The 24,108-nt window shown below is 70.7% G+C and carries 24 protein-coding genes; 23 read left to right on the top strand and 1 reads right to left on the bottom strand.

What is annotated here, in order from left to right:
* Window positions 1-238: 238 nt before the first annotated feature.
* Window positions 239-1,144, bottom strand: a complete 906-nt coding sequence (locus AB1578_03955; GenBank protein ID MEW6487056.1) for a PstS family phosphate ABC transporter substrate-binding protein — start codon at window positions 1,142-1,144, stop codon at window positions 239-241.
* Between the two features lie 263 nt (window positions 1,145-1,407).
* Here AB1578_03955 and pstC point away from each other — a divergent pair, with 263 nt between their 5' ends.
* The 23 genes from pstC to AB1578_04070 all read left to right on the top strand — a co-directional run.
* Window positions 1,408-2,349, top strand: a complete 942-nt coding sequence (pstC, locus tag AB1578_03960) for a phosphate ABC transporter permease subunit PstC (GenBank protein MEW6487057.1) — start codon at window positions 1,408-1,410, stop codon at window positions 2,347-2,349.
* Window positions 2,346-3,200 carry a phosphate ABC transporter permease PstA gene (pstA, locus tag AB1578_03965; protein MEW6487058.1) on the top strand — a complete coding sequence of 285 codons (855 nt, stop codon included), beginning with the start codon at window positions 2,346-2,348 and terminating at the stop codon, window positions 3,198-3,200. The genes pstC and pstA overlap by 4 nt, the downstream gene beginning before the upstream one ends.
* Window positions 3,201-3,959 carry a phosphate ABC transporter ATP-binding protein PstB gene (pstB, locus tag AB1578_03970; protein ID MEW6487059.1) on the top strand — a complete coding sequence of 253 codons (759 nt, stop codon included), beginning with the start codon at window positions 3,201-3,203 and terminating at the stop codon, window positions 3,957-3,959.
* A gap of 161 nt (window positions 3,960-4,120) precedes the next feature.
* Window positions 4,121-4,813 carry a phosphate signaling complex protein PhoU gene (gene phoU / locus AB1578_03975; protein ID MEW6487060.1) on the top strand — a complete coding sequence of 231 codons (693 nt, stop codon included), beginning with the start codon at window positions 4,121-4,123 and terminating at the stop codon, window positions 4,811-4,813.
* A 4-nt stretch (window positions 4,814-4,817) separates the two neighbouring features.
* A complete protein-coding gene (locus AB1578_03980) occupies window positions 4,818-5,519 on the top strand; it encodes a response regulator (GenBank protein ID MEW6487061.1) in 702 nt (233 codons plus the stop codon).
* 6 nt (window positions 5,520-5,525) lie between these two features.
* Entirely contained in the window at window positions 5,526-7,268 is a 1,743-nt protein-coding gene (locus AB1578_03985; GenBank protein MEW6487062.1) for an ATP-binding protein, read from the top strand.
* 38 nt (window positions 7,269-7,306) lie between these two features.
* A complete protein-coding gene (locus tag AB1578_03990) occupies window positions 7,307-8,479 on the top strand; it encodes an acetoin utilization protein AcuC (protein ID MEW6487063.1) in 1,173 nt (390 codons plus the stop codon).
* Window positions 8,480-8,585: 106 nt separating this feature from the next.
* On the top strand, window positions 8,586-9,257 hold the full coding sequence (locus tag AB1578_03995) for a hemolysin III family protein (GenBank protein MEW6487064.1): 672 nt from the start codon (window positions 8,586-8,588) through the stop codon (window positions 9,255-9,257).
* 305 nt (window positions 9,258-9,562) lie between these two features.
* Window positions 9,563-10,102, top strand: coding sequence for a cupin domain-containing protein (locus AB1578_04000; protein MEW6487065.1), 540 nt, complete (start codon window positions 9,563-9,565; stop codon window positions 10,100-10,102).
* A 128-nt stretch (window positions 10,103-10,230) separates the two neighbouring features.
* Window positions 10,231-10,683: a DUF2889 domain-containing protein gene (locus AB1578_04005; protein MEW6487066.1), complete on the top strand. Its 453-nt coding sequence runs from the start codon at window positions 10,231-10,233 to the stop codon at window positions 10,681-10,683.
* 111 nt (window positions 10,684-10,794) lie between these two features.
* A complete protein-coding gene (locus tag AB1578_04010) occupies window positions 10,795-11,715 on the top strand; it encodes a CoA-transferase (GenBank protein ID MEW6487067.1) in 921 nt (306 codons plus the stop codon).
* A gap of 106 nt (window positions 11,716-11,821) precedes the next feature.
* Window positions 11,822-12,598 (top strand): CoA-transferase, encoded by a 777-nt coding sequence (locus AB1578_04015; protein MEW6487068.1) that lies wholly within the window; start codon window positions 11,822-11,824, stop codon window positions 12,596-12,598.
* Between the two features lie 35 nt (window positions 12,599-12,633).
* Window positions 12,634-13,554 carry a radical SAM protein gene (locus AB1578_04020; GenBank protein ID MEW6487069.1) on the top strand — a complete coding sequence of 307 codons (921 nt, stop codon included), beginning with the start codon at window positions 12,634-12,636 and terminating at the stop codon, window positions 13,552-13,554.
* A gap of 198 nt (window positions 13,555-13,752) precedes the next feature.
* Window positions 13,753-14,676: a tyrosine recombinase XerC gene (locus AB1578_04025; protein MEW6487070.1), complete on the top strand. Its 924-nt coding sequence runs from the start codon at window positions 13,753-13,755 to the stop codon at window positions 14,674-14,676.
* 88 nt (window positions 14,677-14,764) lie between these two features.
* Entirely contained in the window at window positions 14,765-15,316 is a 552-nt protein-coding gene (gene hslV, locus AB1578_04030) for an ATP-dependent protease subunit HslV (protein ID MEW6487071.1), read from the top strand.
* A gap of 2 nt (window positions 15,317-15,318) precedes the next feature.
* A complete protein-coding gene (hslU, locus tag AB1578_04035) occupies window positions 15,319-16,638 on the top strand; it encodes an ATP-dependent protease ATPase subunit HslU (GenBank protein MEW6487072.1) in 1,320 nt (439 codons plus the stop codon).
* 89 nt (window positions 16,639-16,727) lie between these two features.
* Complete coding sequence (argB, locus tag AB1578_04040; protein MEW6487073.1) at window positions 16,728-17,612, top strand: acetylglutamate kinase; 885 nt, start codon at window positions 16,728-16,730, stop codon at window positions 17,610-17,612.
* Window positions 17,613-17,692: 80 nt separating this feature from the next.
* A complete protein-coding gene (locus AB1578_04045) occupies window positions 17,693-18,889 on the top strand; it encodes an acetylornithine transaminase (GenBank protein MEW6487074.1) in 1,197 nt (398 codons plus the stop codon).
* 56 nt (window positions 18,890-18,945) lie between these two features.
* Window positions 18,946-19,860 (top strand): ornithine carbamoyltransferase, encoded by a 915-nt coding sequence (gene argF / locus AB1578_04050; protein ID MEW6487075.1) that lies wholly within the window; start codon window positions 18,946-18,948, stop codon window positions 19,858-19,860.
* Window positions 19,861-19,925: 65 nt separating this feature from the next.
* Window positions 19,926-21,131 (top strand): argininosuccinate synthase, encoded by a 1,206-nt coding sequence (locus AB1578_04055; GenBank protein ID MEW6487076.1) that lies wholly within the window; start codon window positions 19,926-19,928, stop codon window positions 21,129-21,131.
* An 82-nt stretch (window positions 21,132-21,213) separates the two neighbouring features.
* On the top strand, window positions 21,214-22,611 hold the full coding sequence (argH, locus tag AB1578_04060; GenBank protein MEW6487077.1) for an argininosuccinate lyase: 1,398 nt from the start codon (window positions 21,214-21,216) through the stop codon (window positions 22,609-22,611).
* 67 nt (window positions 22,612-22,678) lie between these two features.
* Window positions 22,679-23,650, top strand: a complete 972-nt coding sequence (locus AB1578_04065; GenBank protein MEW6487078.1) for a hypothetical protein — start codon at window positions 22,679-22,681, stop codon at window positions 23,648-23,650.
* 43 nt (window positions 23,651-23,693) lie between these two features.
* Window positions 23,694-24,108: 2-dehydropantoate 2-reductase N-terminal domain-containing protein (locus AB1578_04070; GenBank protein ID MEW6487079.1), on the top strand; the 415-nt coding region annotated here is incomplete at its 3' end.

The following is a 24,108-nucleotide window of genomic DNA, read 5'->3' on the forward strand; positions in this document are numbered from 1 at the left end:
CGGGGAGCGAATCCCGGGGTCTGGGCCCGTAGGGGCGCACAGCGTGCGCCCGCGGGGGGTTGCGTTCGTCCTCCGGGGAGGGCGCACGCTGTGTGCCCCTACGGGTAAGACAGCCGTATTCCCAAGCCCTCAGCGGCTACGCGAACCCACACGGATCGCAACAGACCCTTGCCGGAGCCGTGAGGCCTCGACCGGGTGGTCAGGTGGTGCCCCCTGGCACGTGCCCCCTCTTGGAGTTCTACGGCCCCAAAGCCTTTCGGTTCTTCTCGGCCAAGGCCCCCCCTACCGGGTAGAACCCCTGCTCTTCGGCGATCTTCTGGCCCGCCGGGGAGAGGGCGAACTGGAGGAAGCGGGCCACGTCGCCGGTGGGCTTGCCGTTGGTGTACTGGAGGAGCGAGCGGGACAGCGGGTAGGTTCCGTCGTTGACCGCCGCCCGGTCCAGCGGGCTGATCGCGGGGCCGCCCCCGGCCGGCGCCACGTCCAGGGCCCGGATGCCGGGCAGGACCTTGCCGTCCTCGCCCAGGATGTACCCGATGCCCACGTAACCCGCCGCCGAGGGGTCCTTGCGCACGGCCTCCACGATCTGGGCGCTCCCGTTCATGTGGTTCATGCTGGTGGCGTAGTCCTGGTTGCCGAGCACGTGCTCCTGGAAGAAGACGTAGGTGCCCGAGTTGGACTGGCGGCCGTAGAGGGTGACCGGGGCGTCGCTTCCCCCCAGGGCCTTCCAGTTGGCCACCTCGCCCCGGAAGAGCCGGCCGATGTCTGCGACGCTCAGGGCCGCAACGGGGTTGGCGGCGTTGAGGATGACGCACAGGCCGTCTACCGCCACGGCGAGCTCCACCGGCTCGACGCCTCGGGCCCGGGCGAGCTCGATCTCCTTGGGGCGGATCTCCCGGGAGGAGTTGGCCAAGTCGGTCTTCCCATCGATGAGGGCCGCGATGCCGGTGCCCGAGCCGCCTCCGGTCACCGCGGCGAAGACCCCGGTCTCCTCCAGGAACGCTTCGGACCAGGCCTGCACCAGGTTCACCAGGGTGTCGGACCCCTTCACCTGGAGCATCTTCCTGCGTTGGGCCTCGCCCGGAGGGGCAAGGAAGGCGCCGGCCAGCAGGGCACACAGGGTGACGAGCAGCACGCTTCTCTTCATGGGGGCTCTCCTGTCTTGATTCCAGGGCCATTCAAGGGCCCACTGCGTTGCGGCATCGGGTTTCCACAGCTGCGCCCAGGATAGACCCCCCATGTTACGAGATGATGACGAAACGTTGACGGCTGTGTGAAGGCTCGCCCTGGGGCTCCAGGCAGGCCCGCCGGCATGGGATTTCACACATCCGCAATCGGGCGGTAACCTGCCCGTAACATTCGGGGGCTACCCTGCGGCTTCTCTCAACCGGAGCATTGGAGCCAGATGCCGTGAGCTCGACACAACCCACCCCGGCCGCCCGTGCCTCCCAGGCACCGGTGAGGCGCAAGCCCCGCGCCCGGTGGGGCGAGCGCTTCGTGGAGCTCGTGCTGGCGTCCTGCGGGTTCGGCTCGGTGGCGGTGCTGGGGGGCATCTTCGCCCTGCTCTTCTGGAAGGGGGCCCAGGCATTCCGTGAAATCCCGCTGTCGGAGTTCCTCGCGTCGGCCCGCTGGGACCCCACGAGCCCCGTGGAGGCCGGGTACGGCATCCTCTCCATGGTGGCGTCCACCGCCCTCGTGACCCTGGGCGCCATGGCCGTGACCGTGCCCGTGGGCATCGGGGTCGCCTCCTACCTGGCGGAGTTCGCCCGGCCCCGGGTGCGGGAGGTCCTGAAGCCCGCGGTGGAGATCCTGGCCAGCATTCCGAGCGTCGTGGTGGGCTTCATCGGGATCGTGGTGGTGGGCCCCTGGATCGCCCGCACCTTCGGGCTCCCCAACGGGCTCACGGCCCTCAACGGCTCGCTGCTGCTCGCGGTCATGGCGCTTCCCACGGCGGTGAGCCTCTCGGAGGATGCGCTGCGCAGCGTACCCCGGGACCACCGGCTGGCGAGCCTCGCCCTGGGGGCCAACCCCTGGGAGACCCTGGTGAAGGTCACCCTGCCCGCCGCGGCCCCGGGAATCCTGGCGGCCATGATGCTGGCCATGGGGCGGGCCATCGGCGAGACCATGACCGTGCTCATGGCCACGGGCAACGCCCCGGCGCTTCCCGACGGCTTCCTCTCGGCGGTGCGCACCATGACCGCGACGATCGCCATCGAGCTCGGGGAGGTCCCCCGGGGAACCTCCCACTACTTCGCCCTCTTCGCCGTGGGCTTTGCGCTGTTTTGCATCTCGTTCACCGTGAACTGGATCGCGGACCGGGTGCTCCACCGGTATCAGGGGGGGCGGCAGTGAAGCGGCTCTGGTCGGCCCTGGGCCGCTCCTACCTGGTGCTCTGCACCCTGGCCACCGTGGCGGTGCTCCTGGGCTTGCTGGGGCACATCGCCTGGGAAGGCTGGGAGGTCCTGGGGTGGGAGTTCCTGACCACGCCGCCCCGCAAGGGGATGACCGAAGGGGGGATCTTCCCCGCCATCGCCGGAACCACCATGGTGAGCCTGCTGACGGTCTTCTTTGCCCTGCCCCTGGGGGTAGGGGCGGCGGTGTATCTGAACGAGTACGCCCGGGACGCCTCCACGACCCGGATGATCCGTCTGGCCATTCGCAACCTCTCCGGGGTGCCGAGCGTCGTCTACGGGCTCTTCGGGGTGGTGCTCTTCGTGGACCTGCTGGGCCTGGGGACGAGCCTCCTTTCCGCGGGCCTCACCCTGGGGCTCCTGACGCTCCCGTGGATCATCACGGCCAGCGAGGAGGCGCTTCGCGGCGTGCCCCAGAGCTACCGGGACGGGGCGCTCGCCCTGGGGGCGACCCGGTGGCAGGCGGTGCGCACCGTGGTGCTTCCCCCCGCCATGCCCGGCATCCTCACCGGCGCCATCCTGGGGCTCTCCCGCGCCGCCGGGGAGACGGCGCCCATCCTCTTCACCGGGGTCGCCTTCTATCTGCCCTTCGTGCCCGGCTCCCCCTCGGACCAGTTCATGGCCCTGCCCTACCACCTCTACATCCTCTCCACCCAGCACCACGCCATTGAGAAGGTGCGGCCGCTCGCCTACGGCACGGCGCTCGTGCTCGTCGGCCTGGTGTTCGCCCTGAACCTCGGGGCGTTCGCGGTGCGGAGCCGGATGCGCCGAAGACTGGAGAGCGCCCGCTAGATGGAAGCCACCCGTATCGCCTGCAAGGGGGTCGGGGTCTGGTACGGCCAGACCAAGGCCCTGGACGCCATCGACCTCGACATCCCCACCCACCGGGTCACGGCCCTGATCGGGCCCTCCGGGTGCGGCAAGAGCACGTTCCTGCGGTGCTTGAACCGGATGAACGAGCTCATCCCCGGCACCCGCACGGAGGGGCAGATCTTTCTGGACGAAGAGGACATCCTGCGGCCCCAGACCGACGTGGTGGACCTGCGCCGCCGGGTGGGCATGGTGTTCCAGCGCTGGAACCCCTTCCCCAAGTCGGTCTTCGACAACGTGGCCTACGGCCCGCGCATCCACGGGGTGAAGGACAAGGCCCGCCTGGCCGAGCTCGTGGAGAGCGCCCTCAAGATGGCCTCCCTGTGGGACGAGGTAAAGGACCGATTGCGCCACTCGGCCCTGGAGCTCTCCGGCGGGCAGCAGCAGCGGCTGTGCATTGCCCGGGCGCTCGCGGTGGAGCCCGAGGTGCTCCTCATGGACGAGCCCGCGAGCGCGCTGGACCCCATCTCGTCGGCCCGCCTGGAAGACCTGATCGGCGAGCTGAAGAGCCGCTACACCATCGTCATCGTCACCCACAACATGCAGCAGGCGGCCCGGATCTCGGACTACACGGGGTTCTTCTACGTGGGCAAGCTCGTGGAGTTCGACCGCACCCAGGTGATCTTCACCACCCCCCGCGAGGAGCGCACCGAGGCTTACGTGACGGGGCGGTTCGGGTAGGGGCAGGTGAGGACGACTTTGGACAGGATGACAGGATGAAACGGGATAGAGCGCGAGGGTGGACGTCGGGTTGACCGCACCGGCGTCACTCGACCCGATCCGAGCCGTCTTCATCCTGTCCATCCTGTTATCCTGTCAACAACGGTTTTCCGAGGAAACTCATGCAACGACACACGAGCAGGGCGTTTGCGGCGGATCTCGAAGCCTTGCAGGAGAAGGTCCTGCGGATGGGGGCGCTGGTGGAGGACGCCATCGGGCGGGCCTTGAGCGCACTGGTGGACCGGGACCCCGAGCTGGCTCGGGAGACCATCGGGCGCGACCATTTGGTGAACCGCCTGGAGGTGGAAGTGGACGAGCACTGCATCGAGCTCCTGGCCCTGCGCCAACCGGCCGCCGGGGATCTCCGCCTCATCATCACCGGTCTCAAGATCACCACCGATCTCGAGCGCATCGGGGACCTCGCGGTGAACCTCTGCGAGCGGGTACTCGAGCTCCTGGAGGCTCCGCCCTTGAAACCCCTCATCGACCTGCCCCGCATGGCGGACCGGGCCCGGGCCATGCTGCGCCAGGCCCTCGACGCCTATGTCGCCCGGGATGCCGAACGGGCCCAGGAGGTGTGCGCCCTCGACGACGAGGTGGATCGCTTGAACGACCAGGTGTTCCGGGAGCTCCTCACCTACATGCTCGAGAACCCCGCTAACATCCCCCGGGCGCTCGGCCTCATCATGATCGGCAAGTACCTGGAGCGCATCGCCGACCACGCCACCAACATCTCGGAGATGGTGATCTACCTGGTGAAGGGCAAGGACATCCGTCACACGGTCTGGAAGCGCACGACGCCCCAGGAGGGCTGAAGCGATGCCCCGCGTCCTCATCGTGGACGACGAGGAAGACCTGCTGGAGCTCCTGGCCTACAACCTGGAGGTCTCGGGCTTCCAGGTGGACCGGGCCCCCACGGGGCGCCTCGCCGTGGAGCTGGCGGGCCGGCGCACCCCGGACCTCGTCCTCCTGGACGTGATGCTCCCCGACCTCCAGGGCTTCGAGGTGCTGCGCCTCCTGCGCAGCCGGGAGAAGACCCGGGCGGTCCCGGTCATCCTGCTGACTGCCCGGGGCGAGGAGTCGGACGTGCTCGTGGGCTTCGAGCTCGGGGCCGACGACTACGTGGTCAAGCCCTTCAGCCCCCGGGAGCTCCTGGCCCGGGTGCGCGCGGTCCTCAAGCGTTCCCGGGGCGAGGAGCCCGAGCGGCCCCGGCTGCGCTTCGGGGACCTGGAGCTCGATCTCGACGCCCACCGGGTGCTCCGGGCCGGAGAGGAGCTGGTGCTGGCGCCCCAGGAGTTTCGGCTGCTCGCCTTTCTGGCCACCCACCCCAACCGGGTCTACTCCCGGGAAGCCCTGATCCAGCAGGCCTGGGACCCGGAGGTGTACGTGGACCCGCGCACCGTGGACGTCCACGTGCGCCGCCTGCGGGCCCGGGTGGAGCCCGACCCCTCGAACCCCGTTCTCATCGAGACGGTGCGGGGCGCCGGGTACCGCTTCCAGGCCCGCCCCGCCAAGGAGTGACCCCCGGTGGCACGAACCCTCTTCGCCCGACTCGCCGTCCACTCCGCCGTCCTCCTGGTGGTCGTGCTCCTGGTGGCGGGCATGGCGCTCGACCCCTTCATCGTGGGGCGCGAGACCCGGCGCCTGGAGTTGCGGCTCACGAGCCTCGCGAGCCTCGCGGCGGTGGACCTGCCGCCGGCAGGTCCCGTGCTCCAGGAGACCGTGCGCCGCAGGGGGGCGGCGGGCGGGTTTCGACTTACGGTGGTCGACCGGGACGGGACGGTGCTCGCCGATTCGGAGTTCGATCCCTCGGGGATGGAGAACCACGCCGGCCGCCCCGAGATCGCCGCGGCCCGGGCGGGTGCTCGGGGGACGGGGGTGCGCCGCAGCCCCACCCTCGGGGTGGACATGATCTACGTGGCCGTCCCGGGGCCGCCGGTGGTCCGGGCGGCCCTTCCCCTCACCGACGTCCGCTCCGTGCTCTGGGAGGCCCGCCGGAAGGTGCTCTTCTCGGTGGTACCGGCCCTCGCCCTGGCCCTGGGGCTCGCGCTCCTGCTCTCCCGGGGCCTCACCCGCCGGTTCTCGGCCATGGCCGCCTTCGCCGCCCGCCTCGCGGCCGGGGACTACGGGGCCCGGCTCGCCGTTCACGGCAGCGACGAGCTGGCCGACCTGGAGCGCAGCCTCGGGGATCTTCGCGCCGACCTGGAGCGGCAGGTGGGCGCCCTCCAGCGGGACCGCAGGCGCCTCCAGGCCCTCGTGGACGGTCTGCCCGACGCCGTGGCCCTGCTGGACGGCGAAGGGCGCCTCGCCGTGGCCAACGAGCCCGCGCGCCGGCTCCTGCGCCTGCCCCGGGGAGCCCTCGAGGGGCTGCCCGGGGCGGAGCTGCTGCGCGAGCCGCGCCTCCTGGAGGCCCTGGACCGGTTCGGGAAGGAAGGGGGCGCCGCGCCCGAGCCGGTGCGGCTCACCTGGCCCGAGCCCGCCTGCGAGCTGGAGGCGAGGCTGCGGCCGCTTCCCGACCAGGAGGGGCGCCCCGGGTTGCTCGTGGTGCTGCGCGACCTGACCCGACAGGCCCACCTGGAGCGGGTGCGCACCGACTTCGTGGCCAACCTCTCCCACGAGCTGCGCACCCCGCTTACCGCCGTGCGGGCGTCGGCCGAGACCCTGCTCGACGGGGCCCTCGAAGACCCCGGGGCAGCCCGCCGGTTCCTGGAGTCCATCCGGCGAAACGCCCTTCGGCTCGAGACCCTGCTGGCCGACGTCTCCGACCTGGCCCGCATCGAGGCCGGCGCCGAGGACCTGGCAGCCCGGGAGCTCGACGCCCGCAGTCCGGTGGAGCACGTCCTGGAGCTCTTCCGCGCCGAGGCCGAGGCGGCGGGGGTGACCCTCTCCGGGGAGCTCCCGTCCGAGCCCCTGCCCCTGGTCTCGGATCCGGACCGGGTGGAGTCGATCCTCGTCAACCTGGTGCAGAACGCCGTGCGCTACACCCCCCGGGGCGGCGCGGTGACCGTGGCCGTGGAGGCGGCACCCCAGGGGGCGTCCTACCGGGTGCGCGACACCGGCATCGGGATCCCCCCCAAAGACCTCCCCCGGGTCACCGAGCGGTTCTACCGGGTGGACCCCGGCCGCTCCCGCGCCCAGGGGGGTACGGGCCTCGGGCTCTCCATCGTGAAGCACCTGGTGGAGCTCCTCCGGGGTAACCTGCGGATCGAGAGCGAGCACGGAAGAGGCACCGCGGTCACCGTCGTGGTGCCGAACCTGCGGCGGGGGTGAGGGGGCAGGGCGCGGTTCACCGCGACGGAGGGAGCGCGATGGATGCCGCCGGAAAGACGGTCTTTCTCTGCGCGGAAGGGATGTGGGCCCGGGGGCACGGGGCATCGCACCCTTTGAAGCCCGAGCGCCTGCGGCGCACCTTCGAGCTCCTGCGGGCGTACGGCGCCTTCGGCGTCTCCGGCTCGGCCCTGGCGGAGCCGCCCGCCGCAACCCGAGACGAGCTAGCCCTCTTCCACACCGCCGAGTACCTGGACGCGGTGGCGGCCCTGAGCCGGGGGGAGGACCGCGCCGATGCCTGGCGGTACGGCTTCGGGCCGGGGGACAACCCCGTGTTCCCCGGAATGTGGGAGACCGAAGCGCTCAAGGCCGGCGGCGCCCTGGAAGGCGCCCGGCTCCTCCTGGCCGGCCGCGCCCGGACCGCCTTCAGCTTTGCCGGAGGCTTCCACCACGCCGGTCCCGCCCTTGCCCACGGGTTCTGCGTCTTCAACGACGCGGCGGTGGTCATCGGCCACCTGCTGCGCGAGGGCCTGCGGGTGGCCTACGTGGACGTGGACGTCCACCACTGCGACGGCGTGCAGGACGCCTTCTACGACTCGGACCGGGTGCTCACGGTGTCGCTGCACGAAACGCCGCTCACCCGCTTCCCCGGAACCGGCTTCCCCGAGGAGGTGGGAGAAGGGCCGGGCCGGGGCTACAGCCTCAACGTGCCCCTGGCCCCCTTCACCACCGACGACGTCTACCTGTGGGCCTTCCGCCGGGTCGTGCCCCCCGCCGTCCGGCGGTTCGCGCCCGACGTGCTGGTGACCCAACTGGGGGCCGACACCCACTTCTCCGACCCCCTGGCCCAGCTCCTCCTCACCACCCGGGGGTACGTGCGGGCGGTGGAGGCGCTGCGGGAGCTCGCCGCCCCCACCCGCGGCTGGCTCGCCCTGGGCGGGGGCGGCTACTGCGTGGAGCTCGTGCCCCGAGCGTGGACCCTGGCCTACGGGATCCTCTCGAACCAGGAATTCCCCGACGCCTTCCCCGAAGCCTACGCCGCGGCCTACGGCCCGGGGTACCTCCACGACGCCGCAGGCCCGGTGCCCAGCCGGCGGGCGCGGGACGCGGCCTGGGCCTATGCTCGGGCCTCGGTCGAAGCCCTGGCCCGGGAGGTCGGAGACCTCTGGGGAATCGAGGGCACCCCAACCCGGGGCCCGGAGGGCGAGATGTGAGGAGTGGGTGGCACCCGGCAACCATCGGGGGCGACGGAGCTGTGCCGAGGGGGCGACTCGGGGTATTCTGAGCGGGCATTCATTCCTCCCCTGCCCCGAGGCCCCCATGCCCCCTCCCCGCTCCGCTCCCGATGCCCCCCCTCCCGACCTCCTCCCTTACACCGCGGCGGAAGAGCGCGTCCATGTGGTCACCCACGGCCTCGGTGCGCTGCTGAGCGTCGCCGGCCTGCTTGCGCTCCTGTGGCTCGCGGCCGAGCGGGACGATCCCTGGCGCATCGCGAGCGCCGCAGTCTACGGTGCCACCCTGGTGGTGCTCTTCGCGGGCTCCACCCTGTACCACAGCGCCCGCACCCCTGCCTGGCGCCGTGTGGCCCGCACCCTGGATCACTCCTCCATCTACCTGCTCATCGCCGGCACCTACACGCCGTTCACTCTGGTGACCCTTCGGGGAGCCTGGGGATGGGCGCTCTTCGGCGCGGTGTGGGGCCTGGCCGCCGTGGGGATCGCCCGGGAGGCGTTGTGCCGCCATCGGCGCAAGGGAGTCTCCATCGCGCTCTACCTGGGCGTGGGGTGGGTGGTCGTCGTGGCCGCGGGCCCCTTGACGGAGCGGCTGGCCGCGGGCGGACTGGCGCTCCTGGTCGCGGGGGGCCTGTGCTACACCGTGGGCACGATCTTCTACGGCCTGAAGCGAATCCCGTTCATGCACGCCGTCTGGCACCTGTTCGTGCTGGCCGGGAGCTGGTGCCATTATGCTGCCGTGGCGATCTACGTGGTGTAGGGCCCAGGCGCCCCCAGAATCCACCACCAAATCCGGGGCGGGGTCCGGGAGCCCCGGAGCGTAGCCCCGTGCCGCATCGACTGAACCGCCCCAGTCCATGGAACCCGGTGAGGCCAGGCGCACCGGTTCCGCGAGGGATCCCTCCTCCAATTGCCGCGGATTGCGGGGCGGAGCGCAGGGGCTCCCGGACCCCGCTTACCACCCAGGCGGTGGATCGAGGGCCCGCCACGCTGTTGACCAGGAGAGCACTTTCGTTTACAAGGGTCGGAGACGGGAGCTTGCCAAACCTCGGTTGGAGAAATTCCATGCTCGGAAAGAAGCTCAAGACAGCCCGACACGCCCGGGGCCTGAGCCTGGAGGAGCTGGCCCGAAAGACGGGGTTTTCAAAAAGTTTTTTGTCCCAGATCGAGAACGCGAAGAACTCCCCGTCCATCGCGAGCCTGAAGCGCATCACCCAGGCCCTGGACGTGAGCATCGGCGAGCTCTTCGAGTCGGACCGGGGCGACCAGATCTATTTCCTCAAGAAGGCGGACCGCATCCCCTTCGAGGTGGTCAAGGACAAGGTCATCTTCGAGTTCGGCGCCTCCAAGGTCCCCAACCGCAAGATGGAGGTCATCTTCTTCACCCTGCTCCCCGGGGGGGAGAGCGAAGGGGACTACACCCACGAAGGGGAAGAGTTCGGCACCGTGGTGGAGGGAACGCTCCACCTGGAACTGGGGGGCCGGGAGTACGTGATGGACCCGGGGGATTCCATCTACTTCAACTCCTCGGTTCCCCACCGGTGGAAGAACACCGGCCCGGCGCCCATGCGGGCGCTGTGGGTCATCACCCCGCCGTCGTTTTGACCAGGGGGCTCGGGGGGGATGGGTGAGGCCCCGGGATTCCCCTGTAAAATCGCTATCGGTATCGCGATCGGTATCGACATGGGGTTCGATACCGATACCGATACCGATACGGATACGGAAGAGGCGAAATGGACATCTTCCAGCGAAGCATCCACTCCAACGTCAAGCGCCGCGGCGAAGACCACCTCCTGGTGACGAGCTCGCTGCTGGACCTGGAGCACTCCATCCACTTCGAGATGGTGGTGCGGATCTCCACGGCCACCATCGAGGCCGCCAAGGGGGCCATGAGCAAGACCCCGCTCACCCTGTGCCTGCGGGGCACCGAGGGGATCTCGGAGCTGGTGGGGCTCACGATCGGCCGCGGCGTGGTGCGGCAAATCCAGGGGCGGCTCGGAGGTCCGCGGGGCTGCGCCCACATGGTGGAGCTCATCCTCGACGCGGTGCGGCTGGTGTCGATGCTCCTCATCGGCGACACGGTCAACTACTGGAGCGAGCTCAAGGAGGAGATGACCGAGGAGGAGATCGTGGCCCGGGGCAAGGAGAAGCTCAAGAACACCTGCCTCGTGTTCGCGGAGCCTTAACCGCCCCGCAGACGGTCCATCGTCGGTATCGGGATCGATGGCGATACCGATCCCGATAGCGATGGCGATACCGATGGCGATGGCGATGGGAGCAAGGGCGAGGGCGTTGACATGCAGACCAAGCGGGTGACGCTGGAAGAGGCCATCGGGCAGTTCGTGCACGACGGCGACGCGGTGGTGCTGGGGACCGCCCTGGAATCCCTCATCCCCTTTGCCGCCGGGTACGAGATGGTCCGCCAGGGCCGGCTGGATCTGACGCTGGTGGGGCCCATCTCCGACATGCTCTTCGACGTGCTCGTGGGGGCAGGCTGCGTCCACCGGGTGGAAGCCGCCTGGGTGGGAAACGTGATGATGGGGACGGGCTACAACTACCGGCGGGCGGTGGAGGACGGCGTGCCCCGCCCCATCGAGGTGGTGGAGCACTCGAACCTCACGCTCCAGGCCGGGCTCAAGGCCGCCGCCCAGGGGCTTCCGTACCTGCCCACCCGAACCGCGCTGGGAAGCACGATCCTGGAGCGCAACCCCGGACTGACGACCACCCGCTGCCCCTTCACCGGCGAGGCGCTGGTCGCCGTGCGCGCCATCCAGCCCGACGTGGCCGTGCTCCACGTGCAGCGGGCCGACGCCCGGGGCAACGCCCACGTGTGGGGCAACCTGGGGGTAACCCAGGAGGCCGCCCTGGCGGCCCGGAAGGTGGTCCTGGTGGCGGAGGAGATCGTTGCCCCGTCGGTCATCGCCAGCGATCCCAACCGCACCTTGATCCCGGGGTTCCTGGTCTCGGCCGTGGCCGAAGTGCCGGGGGGTAGCCACCCTTCCCCCTGCCAGGGCTACTCCAACCGTGATCACGGCTTCTACTCCGCCTACCACGCCGCGAGCCGCACCCGGAAGGGCTTCCTGGAGTGGCTCGACCGGTACGTCCTGGACCCCGGCAGCCACGCCGGGTATCGGGAGCTCCTCCGGGGAGAGGGCCGGCTCGACGCCCTCGCCGTGGCCGAGCACGCATACTCCGCACCGGTGGATTACGGATACTAGTCGTGATGCGTGAGACGTGAGACGTGAAGCGTGAAGGGCAGGAGCCGATGAGCCCGCTTCACGTCTCACGCTTCACGCTTCACGTCTCACGCTTCACGAGCAAGCCATGAGCACAGAGAATGTGACCCCCGAATACACGCCCGGAGAGCTGATGATCGCGGCGGCGGCCCGGGAGATCAGGGACCGGGAGCTCGTCTTCGTGGGCATGCGGCTGCCGCTCCTGGCGTTCCTCCTGGCGCGCTCCACCCACGCACCTCGGGCGGTAGGGCTCTTCGAGAACGGGGTACTCCGGGACACCCCGGCTGCGGCGCCCCTCATCACCATGAGTGACCCCCCGAACATCCGGGAAGCGCGGATGTGCATGGGGATGGAGACGGTGATGGGCCTCTTGCAGTCCGGCCGGGTGGATCTGGGGTTCATCGGCGGGGCCGAGGTCGACCGCTACGGCAACCTCAACACCACCGAGGTAGGGGACGGCGACAGGATCGTGCGCTTGCCCGGCAGCGGGGGGGCGTGCGACATCGCGTGCCTGGCCGGCCGGCTGGTGGTGGTGATGAAGCACGAGCGCCGCCGGTTCGTCGAACGGGTGCGGCACGTGACGAGCCCGGGCTACGGGCTCGGAGGCCGCTGGCGGGAGGACCAGGGGCTGGTGCGGGGCGGGCCCGCGGCGGTCATCACCGACAAGGCCGTCTTCGGGTTCCACCCCCGTACCCGCGAGATGGTGCTCCTCTCCGTCCACCCCGGCACGTCGTCCGAGGAGGTCCGCGACCTTACCGGGTGGCCCTTGACCCTGCCTCCTCGGCCGGCGACGACGGCGGAGCCGACCCCGGTAGACCTGGAGGTGATCCGCAAATATGACCCGGAGGGGTTCTGGAGCCGATGAGCGCGATGCCCGGGGTGGAGCCGCGGTAGGATCCCGTGCTCCTTCCCTCCTACCGGAAGAGCCTGGACGACGGCCGCCTCGCCGCGTCCCTGCGGGAGGCCTGGCGCCGCCTGCGCTCCTGCGAGCTGTGCCCGCGGCGCTGCCGGGTAGACCGCCTGTGGGGCGAACGGGGCTTTTGCCGCACGGGGCGCCGGGCACGGGTGGGGTCGGCCGGTCCCCACTTCGGGGAGGAGGCTCCCCTGGTAGGGCCGCCGGGCACGGGGGGCTCGGGCACAGTCTTCTTCTCCGGCTGCAACCTCCTGTGCCGCTTCTGCCAGAACTGGGAGCTGAGCTGGGAGGGCGACGGCCGCGAGGTGGCGCCGTCCGAACTGGCGCGCACCTTCCTGGCGCTGGAGCGCGGGGGGTGCCACAACGTGAACCTCGTGACCCCCTCCCACGTGGTGCCCCAGATCCTCGCGGCCGTCGCCCTGGCGGCCCGCCGGGGGCTCGCCATCCCCCTCGTCTACAACTCGAGCGGGTACGACGCGGTGGAGACCCTGCGGCTCCTGGACGGGGTCGTGGACGTGTACATGCCCGACCTCAAGTGGGCGAGCCCGGAGGTGGGCGAGCGCCTGGCCGCGGCGCCGGACTACGGGGATGTGGCCCGGGAGGCCGTGCGCGAGATGCACCGCCAGGTGGGGGATCTCGTGCTGGACGAGCGGGGCGTGGCGGTGCGCGGCCTCCTCGTCCGGCACCTGGTCATGCCCGGGGGCCTGGCGGGGACCCGGGAGGTGATGGCGTTCCTCGCCCGGGAGATCTCGCCGCACACCTACGTCAACGTCATGGCCCAGTACCGCCCGGTGGGCGACGCCCGGGAGCTACCCCCCCTCGACCGCCGGGTCACCCGGGCCGAGCACGCCCAGGCCCTTGCCGAAGCCCGGCGGGCAGGCCTGCGTCGGATCGACGGGCTGGCGTGATCCCCCTCCCCCTCCGGGCCTACCCCTTCCCATTGTCGCGGATCGTATTGCCCAGCGCAGGGGTTCCCCGAACCCGTTTGCCACCCAGGCGGTGGATCGGGGGCTTTGCCAACCCTGTTGAGGGGTGCTCCGAGTGTGCTACCCTTCCCGCTTTCCTTTCCCTGGAGCCTGGGCGGGAGCGCTGGAACGAGGGAGCGGATGGCAGGCAAGGCCGAAGGGGGGGAGGACCCCTGGGTGGAGGCGTTCCTCCACCACCTGACCTACGAGCGCAACACCTCTGCCCACACGGTGCGAAACTACGGACGCGACGTGCGCTCCTTCGCCGCCTGGGCGGCGGGGCGCTCCGGCGCAGGCGCGGGACCGCGCTTCTGGACGGCGGTGGACGCGGGGGCGGTGCGCGCCTTTCTGGCGTCGCTCCACGGGGACCACGCCCGCACGTCCATTGCCCGCACCCTGTCGGGGCTGAGGGGCTTTTTTCGGTATTTGGTGCGCGAGGGCCAGCTGGCGGCCAATCCCGCCGAAGGCCTCGCGGCGCCGAAGGCGCCCCGGAGGCTCCCGGGGTTTCTGCCCGTGGACGAGATCTTCCACCTCCTGGGAGCGGTGGAGGGGGAGGGGCTCCTGGCCGCCCGGGATCGTGCGCTCCTGGAGTTGCTCTACGGCACGGGCATCCGGGTGGGGGAACTGGTGGCCCTCGACGGCCGAGACCTGCGGTTTGCCTCGCGCACGGCGCGCATCCGGGGCAAGGGCCGGGTGGAACGGGAGGCCCCCCTCACCGAGCCCGCGGCCCGGGCCGTGGAGGCCTATCTGGAGGCGCGCGCCGCCGCCGGTCTCCCCCTGGAGCCCGGGGGGCCCGTGTTCCTCAACGTGCGGGGAGGGCGCCTCACGGACCGGAGCGTGCGACGGGTGCTCGACCGCTGGCTCCTCAAGGCCGCCATCGCGCGAAAGGTGAGCCCCCACACCCTGCGCCACACCTTCGCCACCCACCTCCTGGCGGGGGGCGCGGATCTGCGGGCGATCCAGGAGCTCCTGGGGCACAAGAGCCTCTCGACCACCCAGAAGTACACCCACGTGGGGATCGAGAAGCTCATGGAAGTGTACGACAAGGCACATCCGCGGGCGTAGGGAGCTGCCCGTTGTCCGTTGCCCGTTGTCCGTTGGAGAAAGAGCCCGTTCCACCATGGACCATGGTCGAGGTTCTGGAAGGAGACGCATGAGCTTCGAGGCTCCAAGATTTCACGGCACCACCGTGGTCTGCGTGCGGCGCGACAACCGGGTGGCCATGGGGGCCGACGGGCAGGTGACCTTCGGCAGCACGGTGCTCAAGCGCACGGCCCGCAAGGTGCGGCGGCTGCGCGACGGCAAGGTGATCGCCGGATTCGCCGGGGCCACGGCCGACGCCTTTACGCTCCTCGAGCGCTTCGAGGGCAAGCTCGAGGCCCACCGGGCAAACCTCCACCGGGCTGCGGTGGAGCTCGCCAAGGACTGGCGCACCGACAAGTACCTGCGACGCCTGGAAGCCATGCTGCTCGTGGCCGACGCCGAGGCCACCCTGCTGCTCTCGGGCACCGGCGACGTGGTGGAGCCCGAGGAGGGGATCGTGGCCATCGGGTCCGGAGGGCCCTACGCCCTGGCGGCGGGCCTCTCGCTCCTGGAGCACACGGAGCTTGGGGCGGCCGAGGTCGCCCGCCACGCCCTCAAGGTCGCGGCGCGCATCTGCATCTACACCAACGAAGCCCTGGAGATCGAGGAGCTGGGAGGCTAGGGATGTCCGCATTCACCCCCCGGGAGGTGGTCTCGGAGCTCGACCGGTACATCGTGGGCCAGGACAAGGCCAAGAAGGCCGTGGCCATCGCGCTTCGCAACCGGTGGCGGCGCCAGCAGGTGCCCGAGCACCTGCGCGACGAGATCACGCCCAAGAACATCCTCCTCATCGGCCCCACCGGGGTGGGCAAGACCGAGATCGCCCGGCGCCTGGCCCGGCTTGCCGGCGCCCCCTTCGTGAAGGTGGAGGCGAGCAAGTTCACCGAGGTGGGGTACGTGGGCCGCGACGTGGAGAGCATGGTGCGCGACCTCACCCGGGTGGCCGTGGCCATGGTGCAGGAGGAGGAGACGGCCAAGATGACCTCCCGGGCGGAGGAGCTCGCGGAGGAGCGGCTCCTGGACCTCTTGCTGCCCCGCCGGGCCGGGCCGGCGGAAGAGCCCGACCCCACCCGGGAGAAGCTGCGCCAGATGCTGCGGGCGGGGGCGCTGGACGACCGCATGGTGGAGGTGGAGATCACGGCGGCCTCCCCGGCGCCGGCCATGGAGATCTTCACCGGCCAGGGCATGGAAGAGATGGGCATGCAGATCCAGGACATGCTCGGCAACTTCTTCCCCAAGAAGAAGAAGCGCCGCACCGTGAAGGTGCCCGAGGCCCTGGAGCTCCTGCGCGAGCAGGAGGCGGGCCGCCTCGTGGACCCGGAGCGGGTGACCGAGCTCGCCCTGGATCGCGCCCAGAACCACGGGATCATCTTCATCGACGAGATCGACAAGATCGCTTCCCGCGAGGGCGGCCGCGGCCCCGACGTCTCCCGGGAGGGGGTGCAGCGCGACATCCTCCCCATCGTGGAGGGCTCCACCGTGCATACCAAACAGGGCACGGTGAAGACCGACCACATCCTCTTCATCGCCGCCGGCGCGTTCCATATGTCCAAGCCCTCGGACCTCATCCCCGAGCTCCAGGGGCGCTTTCCCATCCGGGTAGAGCTCGACGCCCTGGGCAAGGAGGACTTCGTCCGCATCCTCACCGAGCCCCAGAACGCGCTGACCCGGCAGTACGCCGAACTGCTGCGCACCGAGGGGATGGAGCTCACCTTCTCCGAGGACGCGGTGGACGAGATCGCCGAGATGGCCGTGCGGGTCAACGACAAGACCGAGAACATCGGCGCCCGCAGGCTGCACACGATCCTCGAGCGGGTGGTGGAGGAGCTGAGCTTCCAGGCCCCCGACCTGGAGGACCAGAGCCTCACCATCGACCGGAACTACGTGCGCCGCCGCCTGGCCGACGTGGTGGCCGACGCCGACGTGGCCAGGTACATCCTGTGAGGTGACGGGTGACGGGTGGCGGAAGGGGCTCGCCTGTCGGGGCCTTGCCCTCCCATACGTCCCATCCATCGATGTCCGGAGCGAAGCAAGTGAAAGAGCTCATCGAAAAGGCCCGCGTCCTCCACGAGGCGCTGCCCTACATCCGGCAGTTCCAGGGCAAGGTGGTGGTGATCAAGTACGGGGGGCACGCCATGGTGGACGAGGCCCTCAAGGAGAGCTTCGCCCGAGACGTGGTGCTTCTCAAGTACATCGGGATCAACCCCGTGGTGGTCCACGGCGGGGGGCCCCAGATCAACCAGGTCCTCGACCGGATGAAGATCGAGTCGAGCTTCGTGGACGGCATGCGCGTCACCGACGCCTCCACCATGGACGTGGTGGAGATGGTGCTGGTGGGCAAGGTCAACAAGGAGATCGTCAACCTCATCCAGCTCCACGGCGGTCGGGCCGTGGGCCTCTCGGGCAAGGACGGGGGGCTCATCCGCGCCCGCAAGCTCTACATGCACAAGAAGGTGGACGACCGCCTGCCCCCGGAGATCATCGACATCGGCGCCGTGGGCGAGGTGGAGGCGATCCACCCCGCGGTGATCGAGACCCTGGACCGGGGAGGCTTCATCCCCGTGATCGCGCCCGTGGGCGTGGGGGAGAAGGGCGAGACCTACAACATCAACGCCGACCTCGTGGCCGGGAAGGTGGCCGGCGCTCTCAAGGCCGAGAAGCTCGTGCTCCTGACCGACGTGGAGGGCATCCTGGACGGGGACGGGAAACTCCTGAGCACCATCCGCCAGGAGGACGCCCCAGGGCTCGTGGCGAGCAAGGTCATCCGGGGGGGCATGATCCCCAAGCTCCAGTGCGCGTTGGACGCCCTGGACGAAGGCGTGCGCAAGGTCCACATCGTCGACGGCCGCGCCCGCCACGCCGTGCTCCTGGAGATCTTCACCCGGGGCGGGGTGGGGACGGAAATCCTGGGGAAGTGACGGCAGTGTCACCCCGTCCGACTCGTCGGACTCGTCTGACCCGTCGGACCGGTGTGGGCGACGCGAGCGAGGGCTAGACCATGGGCAATCAAGACATCATCGGCCTTTCCGAGCAGTACCTGATGGCCACCTACGCCCGGTTCCCGGTGGCCCTGGTGCGGGGCCAGGGGATGCGGGTGTGGGACGCGGACGGCCGCCAGTACCTGGACTTTCTCGCGGGCATCGCAGTGTGCAACCTGGGGCACTGCCACCCCCACGTGGTGGAGGCGGTGCGCGAGCAGGCCGGACGGCTGATGCACGTCTCGAACCTCTACCACATCGAGCCCCAGGCGCGGCTGGCAAAGCTCCTGGTGGAACACACCTTCGCGGACCGGGCGTTCTTCTGCAACAGCGGCGCCGAGGCGAACGAAGCCGCCATCAAGCTCTCCCGCAAGTACCAGAAGGACCGGGGGGAGCCCCGGCGCACCGGGGTCGTCTCCGCCACCATGAGCTTCCACGGCCGCACCCTGGCGACCCTGACGGCCACGGGCCAGGACAAGGTGAAGGTCGGGTTCGACCCCCTGCCGGCGGGTTTCAGCTACGTGCCCTACGACGACCCGGAGGCGCTGGAAGCGGCCGTGGGGCCCGACACGGCAGCGGTGCTCCTGGAGCCCGTCCAGGGGGAGGGGGGCATCCGGGTCCCCTCGGCGGGGTACCTGCGGCAAGTGCGGGAGCTGTGCGACGCCCGGGGCGCGCTGCTCATCTTCGACGAGGTGCAGACCGGAGTGGGGCGCACCGGCACCTTTCTGGCCTGCGAGCAGGAGGGGGTCGCACCGGATTTGTGCTCCCTCGCCAAGGCGCTGGGGGGCGGGGTAGCCATCGGGGCGCTGCTGGCCACCGAGACCGTGGCCCGCAGCTTTAGCCCGGGCACCCACGCCTCGACCTTCGGCGGCAACCCCCTGGCGGCGGCCGCAGCTCTGGCTTCCGTGCGCACCGTGCTCGGCGAAGGGTTCCTGGCCCACTGTCGCCGCATGGGAGAGTATCTCCTGGCCGGCCTCCGGGTAGCGGCGGGCGCCTGCCCTGCCGTGGCGGCGGTGCGGGGGCGGGGTCTCCTGGCGGGGCTGGAGCTCGCCCCGGGGTACCCGGCGGCCCACCTGGTGCGGGAGCTCCTGGAGCGGGGCTTCCTCACCGGAACCGCCGGCGAGGGAGTGCTGCGCCTGGCCCCGCCCCTGATCGTGGAGAAGGAGGAGATCGACGCCCTCCTGGCGGCACTGGCAGAAGTGCTCGAAACCCTGTGAGAGCGGCGCCCGCCCCGGCGTCCCGCAGGGATTGCCCCTTGCAGAGGAGCCCGACCATGCCCCGCCACTTTCTGCGCCTCACCGACTCTACCCGGGAAGAGCTCCTGGCGATCCTCGCGCTGGCCCGGGACCTCAAGACCCGCCAGGCGCGAGGGGAGCCCCACCGGCTCCTGGAGGGGAAGACCCTCGCCATGCTCTTCGAGAAGAGCTCCACCCGCACCCGGGTCTCCTTCGAGGTGGGGATGTTCCAGCTCGGCGGCCAGGCGCTCTTCCTCTCCCCCCGCGACACCCAGATCGGTCGGGGCGAGCCGGTGCAGGACACCGCCCGGGTGCTCTCCCGGTACGTGGACGCCGTCATGGTTCGCACCTTCTCCCAGGACCTCCTGGAGGAGCTCGCCCGCTGGTCGAACGTGCCGGTGATCAACGGGCTCACCGATCTCTACCATCCCTGTCAGGTCATGGCGGACCTCCTCACGGTGCTCGAGCGCCGCGGGAGCCTGGAGGGCCTGCGGGCGGCCTGGATTGGGGACGGAAACAACATGGCCCACTCCTGGATCAACGCCGCGGCGGTCTTGGGGTTTCGCCTGCGGCTGGCATGCCCCGAGGGTTACCGGCCCGCGCCCGAGGTCTTGGAAGCCGCCCGGGCCGCCGGCGCCGACGTGGCGGTGGTGGCAGACCCGAAGGAGGCCGCCGCCGGGGCCCACGCGGTCAACACCGACGTGTGGGCCTCCATGGGCCAAGAGGCCGAGCAGGAGGCCCGGGTCCGGGCCTTCCGGGGCTACACCGTGGACGCCCCCCTCATGGCCGCCGCCGACCCCGCGGCGACCTTCCTCCACTGCCTGCCCGCCCACCGGGGCGAGGAGGTCTCGGACGAAGTCCTGGAGGGGCCCCAGTCCGCCGTATGGGACGAAGCCGAAAACCGCCTCCACGTGCAGAAGGCGATCCTCGTGACGCTGCTCAAGGGTTTCTGACCGGTCTGACGAGTCTGACGAGTCTGGCGGGTCCGACCCGTCCGAGCTTCGAGAAAGGAAGAAACATGGCAAGACAGAAGGTCAAGAAGGTCGTGCTGGCGTACTCCGGGGGGCTCGACACCTCGGTCATCTTGAAGTGGCTCATCGAGGAGTACCGGTGCGAAGTGGTGTGCTTCGCGGCCGACCTCGGCCAGGGGGCGGAGCTCACCGGCCTGGAGGAAAAGGCCCGCAAGACCGGAGCCTCCAAGATCTACGTGGAAGACCTGCGGGAGGAGTTCGTCCGGGACTTCGTCTTCCCCATGTTCCGCGCCGGCGCCGTGTACGAGGGGTCGTACCTGCTCGGCACCTCCATCGCCCGTCCCCTGATCGGCAAGCGCCTGGTGGAGATCGCCGAGATGGAGGGGGCCGACGCGGTCTCCCACGGTGCCACCGGTAAGGGCAACGACCAGGTGCGCTTCGAGCTCACGGCCTACGCGCTCCAGCCCGACATCCGCATCATCGCCCCCTGGCGGGAGTGGAAGCTCAACTCCCGAGAGCTCCTGCTCGACTACGCCAAGACCCACGGCATCCCCGTGCCGGTGACCAAGGCCAAGCCCTACTCCAGCGACCGCAACCTCCTGCACATCTCCTTCGAGGGGGGCATCCTGGAGGACCCCTGGCGGGAGCCCACCGAAGACATGTTCCTCCTCTCCGTGAGCCCCGAGAAGGCCCCCGACAAGGGCGAGTACGTGGAGGTGGACTTCGAGGCGGGCAACGCCGTGGCGGTGAACGGCGAGCGCCTGGGCCCGGCGGCGCTGCTCGCCCACCTGAACGAGATCGGGGGTCGCCACGGCGTGGGGCGGGTGGATATCGTGGAGAACCGGTTCGTGGGCATGAAGAGCCGGGGCGTGTACGAGACCCCCGGAGGCACCATCCTGCGTGCCGCCCACAAGGCGGTGGAGAGCCTCACCATGGACCGGGAGGTGCTCCACCTGCGCGACTCCCTGGTGCCCCGGTACGCGGCGCTGGTCTACAACGGCTTCTGGTTCGCCCCCGAGCGGGAGACCCTCCAGACCTTCATGGACGAGGCACAGAAGGACGTGACGGGCACCGCCCGCCTCAAGCTCTACAAGGGCAACTGCACCGTGGTGGGCCGCAAGAGCCCCCGCACCCTCTTCGACCCCGAGGTGGCCACCTTCGAGGCCGACACGGTCTACAACCAGGCCGACGCCACCGGCTTCATCCGCCTGAACGCCCTGCGCCTGAGGACGCTGAAGAAGCTGCGGGGGTAAGGCGCGTGAAGCGTGGGTCGCAAAGCGTGAGGGGCCGGGGGCTCGGCACTTCCTCTCACGTCTCACGCCCAAAGGAGATTCCATGTCCGAGAAGCCCTGGGGCGGGCGATTCCGGGAAGAGACCCTGAAGATCGTGGAGCGGTTTACCGCTTCCATCGGCTTCGACCGGCGGATGTACCGGCAGGACATCCGGGGTTCCCAGGCCCACGCGCGGATGCTTGCGGCCGTGGGGGTGCTCACGACGGAGGAGGCCGAGACGCTCGTGGCGGGCCTCGACCGGGTGCTCGCGGAGATCGAGGCGGGCACCTTTGTCTTCCGCGACGCCGACGAAGACATCCACATGGCGGTGGAGAAGCGCCTCACCGAGCTCGTGGGCCCGGTGGGGGGCAAGCTCCACACGGGCCGGAGCCGCAACGACCAGGTGGCCCTGGATCTTCGGCTCTACCTGGCCGACGAGGTCCCGGAGGTGCTGGACCTCCTGCGGGGGCTGTGCGAGGTCTTCCTGACCCGGGGCGAGGCCGAGGCCGCCGTGCTCCTGCCCGGCTACACCCACCTCCAACGCGCCCAGCCCGTGACCTTCGGCCACCACTGGCTCGCCTACTTCGAGATGTTCCTCCGGGACGCCGAGCGGTTTCGCGACGCCCTGGGGCGGATCCGACGCTCTCCGCTCGGGGCCGGCGCGCTCGCGGGCACCCCCTATCCCCTGGACCGGGCACGGGTGGCCCGGGAGCTCGGGTTCGCCGAGGTGTGCCGCAACAGCCTGGACGCCGTGTCGGACCGGGACTTCGCTGTGGAGTTCCTCTTCGCCGCGACGGTGGTCATGACCCACCTCTCGCGCCTGTCCGAAGAGCTCGTCCTCTGGTCGGCCCAGGAATTCCGGTTCGTGGAGCTCTCCGACGGCTTCTGCACGGGCTCCTCCATCATGCCCCAGAAGAAGAACCCCGACGTGCCCGAGCTCCTGCGGGGCAAGGCAGGGCGCGCCGTGGGGAACCTGGTGGCGCTGCTCACCACCCTCAAGGCCCTGCCGCTCGCCTACAACAAGGACATGCAGGAGGACAAGGAGCCCGTCTTCGATTCCCTGGACACGGTCAAGGGCAGCCTCGCCATAGCCGTGGAGATGGTCCGGAGCCTCCGAGTGCGCCCCGAGAAGGCCGAGCAGGCCCTCCAGGCCGGCTACCTCACCGCCACGGATCTCGCGGACTACCTGGTGCGCAAGGGCCTGCCCTTCCGCCAGGCCCACGAGGTGGTGGGCCGCATCGTCGGCCACCTGGAGGCCGCCGGCGGCACCCTGGAGGGGCTGCCCCTGGAGACCCTGCGGTCCTTCTCGGACCGGATCGACGCCGACGTGTACGCCGCCCTCGATCCCCGGGCGAGCGTGGCGGCCCGCCGGGCCGTGGGCGGCCCCAACCCCGAGAACGTCCGGCGGGAGGCCCGCCTGGGCCGGGAGCGCCTCGATGCGGTCTGGCCGAGGAGGGACTAGGCTTGCTCTCCCCTCGCGGGAGAGGCCCGGGGCAAGGGGTGGGTCGGTCGTCCTGGCCCTCCTCGTCGTGCTGACCTGCGCCTCCTGCGGCCGCCGGGGTGACCCCCGGCCGCCGGAGCTCCAGCTCCCCCGCGCACCCCAGGCCGTAGCCCTCTCGGCACCCGGGGGCCGCCCCACGGTCTCCTGGACGGCCCCCCGGGACGACCTGGGGGGGCGCACCCTGACCGGCGAGGTCCGGTACCGGGTGGTGCGGCGCGCCTGGCCCCCCGGGGAAGCCCCCTGCGAAGGATGCCCCGAGGACCTACGGCCGGTGGCCGAGGTCGACCCCGCGGCCCGAAAGACCCAGGGGCTGCCCGAAACCTCCTGGACCGACCCCGACGCCTCCCCCGGCTGGACCTACCGCTACCGGGTCGAGGCGACCGACCGACGCGGCCGCCCCGGCCCTTCCTCCGGCCCCGCCCAGATTCTCTGGACCCCCCTTCCCGCACCCCGGACCGAGGCCCTTCCGGGGGACGCCGAGGTGTTGCTCCGAACCGCCCCCGCCGAGGTCCCGCCCGGCTTCGAGCTTCTGGGCCTGCGGGTCTACGACGCCTCCTCGCGCCGGGTCGGAGCCGCCGCGCCGGGGCAGTGGGAACTCCGGGTCGGAGGCCTCCCCAACGGCGTTCCCTGGACCGGGTCGGTGCATCTGGCCGCCCGCACCCCCGAGGGGTGGGAAGTGGAGAGCCCCGGGACCCCGGCGTCGGCCGTCCCCATCGACGCCGTCCCCCCCCTGCCCCCCTCGGATCTCGTGGCCCTGGCGGAGCCGGAGGGTGTATTCCTCCACTGGGCCCCCTCCGGGGCCGAGCGCTACGCCGAGGTGATCGTGCTGCGGGCAGACGAGGGGGACTTTGCCGAGCTCGCCCGCCTGAAGGGCGAGGCCGTCTCCTACGTGGACGCCAGCGCGGCGCCCGGCCGCACCTACCGCTACAGCGTCCGGGCGCGGGATGCCGCCGGAAACGAGAGCCTGCCGGCCCGGGAGGCCGTGATCCGGGCGCGCTGAGGAGGCGGGGCTTCACCGGCGCAGAACGGGAGACGAGGCGACGATGAAGATCGCGGTAGTCGGGGCGGGGGCGATGGGGTGCCTCTTCGGGGGGATGCTCGCCCGGGCGGGGGAGGACGTGGTGCTGGTGGACGTGAGCCCCGCGGCCGTAGAGGCGCTGGGCCGCCGGGGCGTGCGTCTCTGGGAGGGGGAAAACGTCCGGGACGTGCCGGTCCGGGCGGTCCCGAACCCCGCCGCCGCCGGGCTCGCGGACCTGGTGCTCGTGATGGTGAAGGCCCAGCACACGACTTCGGCGGCGGGCTCCCTGGGACCGCTGCTCGGCCCCTGCACGGCGGTCCTCACTCTCCAGAACGGCCTCGGGGCCTCGGACGTCCTGGCCGAGGCCGTGGGGGCAGAGCGCCTCCTGGTGGGGGTGACGGCCCAGGGGGCGACGCTGCTCGCCCCCGGCGAGGTGCGCC

The sequence above is a fragment of the Thermodesulfobacteriota bacterium genome, from assembly GCA_040756475.1.
In the GTDB taxonomy this organism is placed as follows: Bacteria; Desulfobacterota; Deferrisomatia; order Deferrisomatales; family JACRMM01; genus JBFLZB01.

Excerpts from the sequence above, each read along its gene's own strand:
- AB1578_03955 (MEW6487056.1), bottom strand. The coding sequence starts at position 1,144 with ATGAAGAGAAGCGTGCTGCTCGTCACCCTGTGTGCCCTGCTGGCCGGC.
- pstB (MEW6487059.1), top strand. The coding sequence starts at position 3,201 with ATGGAAGCCACCCGTATCGCCTGCAAGGGGGTCGGGGTCTGGTACGGC.
- phoU (MEW6487060.1), top strand. The coding sequence starts at position 4,121 with ATGCAACGACACACGAGCAGGGCGTTTGCGGCGGATCTCGAAGCCTTG.
- AB1578_03980 (MEW6487061.1), top strand. The coding sequence starts at position 4,818 with ATGCCCCGCGTCCTCATCGTGGACGACGAGGAAGACCTGCTGGAGCTC.
- AB1578_03990 (MEW6487063.1), top strand. The coding sequence starts at position 7,307 with ATGGATGCCGCCGGAAAGACGGTCTTTCTCTGCGCGGAAGGGATGTGG.
- AB1578_03995 (MEW6487064.1), top strand. The coding sequence starts at position 8,586 with ATGCCCCCTCCCCGCTCCGCTCCCGATGCCCCCCCTCCCGACCTCCTC.
- AB1578_04000 (MEW6487065.1), top strand. The coding sequence starts at position 9,563 with ATGCTCGGAAAGAAGCTCAAGACAGCCCGACACGCCCGGGGCCTGAGC.
- AB1578_04005 (MEW6487066.1), top strand. The coding sequence starts at position 10,231 with ATGGACATCTTCCAGCGAAGCATCCACTCCAACGTCAAGCGCCGCGGC.
- AB1578_04010 (MEW6487067.1), top strand. The coding sequence starts at position 10,795 with ATGCAGACCAAGCGGGTGACGCTGGAAGAGGCCATCGGGCAGTTCGTG.
- AB1578_04015 (MEW6487068.1), top strand. The coding sequence starts at position 11,822 with ATGAGCACAGAGAATGTGACCCCCGAATACACGCCCGGAGAGCTGATG.
- AB1578_04025 (MEW6487070.1), top strand. The coding sequence starts at position 13,753 with ATGGCAGGCAAGGCCGAAGGGGGGGAGGACCCCTGGGTGGAGGCGTTC.
- hslV (MEW6487071.1), top strand. The coding sequence starts at position 14,765 with ATGAGCTTCGAGGCTCCAAGATTTCACGGCACCACCGTGGTCTGCGTG.
- hslU (MEW6487072.1), top strand. The coding sequence starts at position 15,319 with ATGTCCGCATTCACCCCCCGGGAGGTGGTCTCGGAGCTCGACCGGTAC.
- AB1578_04045 (MEW6487074.1), top strand. The coding sequence starts at position 17,693 with ATGGGCAATCAAGACATCATCGGCCTTTCCGAGCAGTACCTGATGGCC.
- argF (MEW6487075.1), top strand. The coding sequence starts at position 18,946 with ATGCCCCGCCACTTTCTGCGCCTCACCGACTCTACCCGGGAAGAGCTC.
- AB1578_04055 (MEW6487076.1), top strand. The coding sequence starts at position 19,926 with ATGGCAAGACAGAAGGTCAAGAAGGTCGTGCTGGCGTACTCCGGGGGG.
- argH (MEW6487077.1), top strand. The coding sequence starts at position 21,214 with ATGTCCGAGAAGCCCTGGGGCGGGCGATTCCGGGAAGAGACCCTGAAG.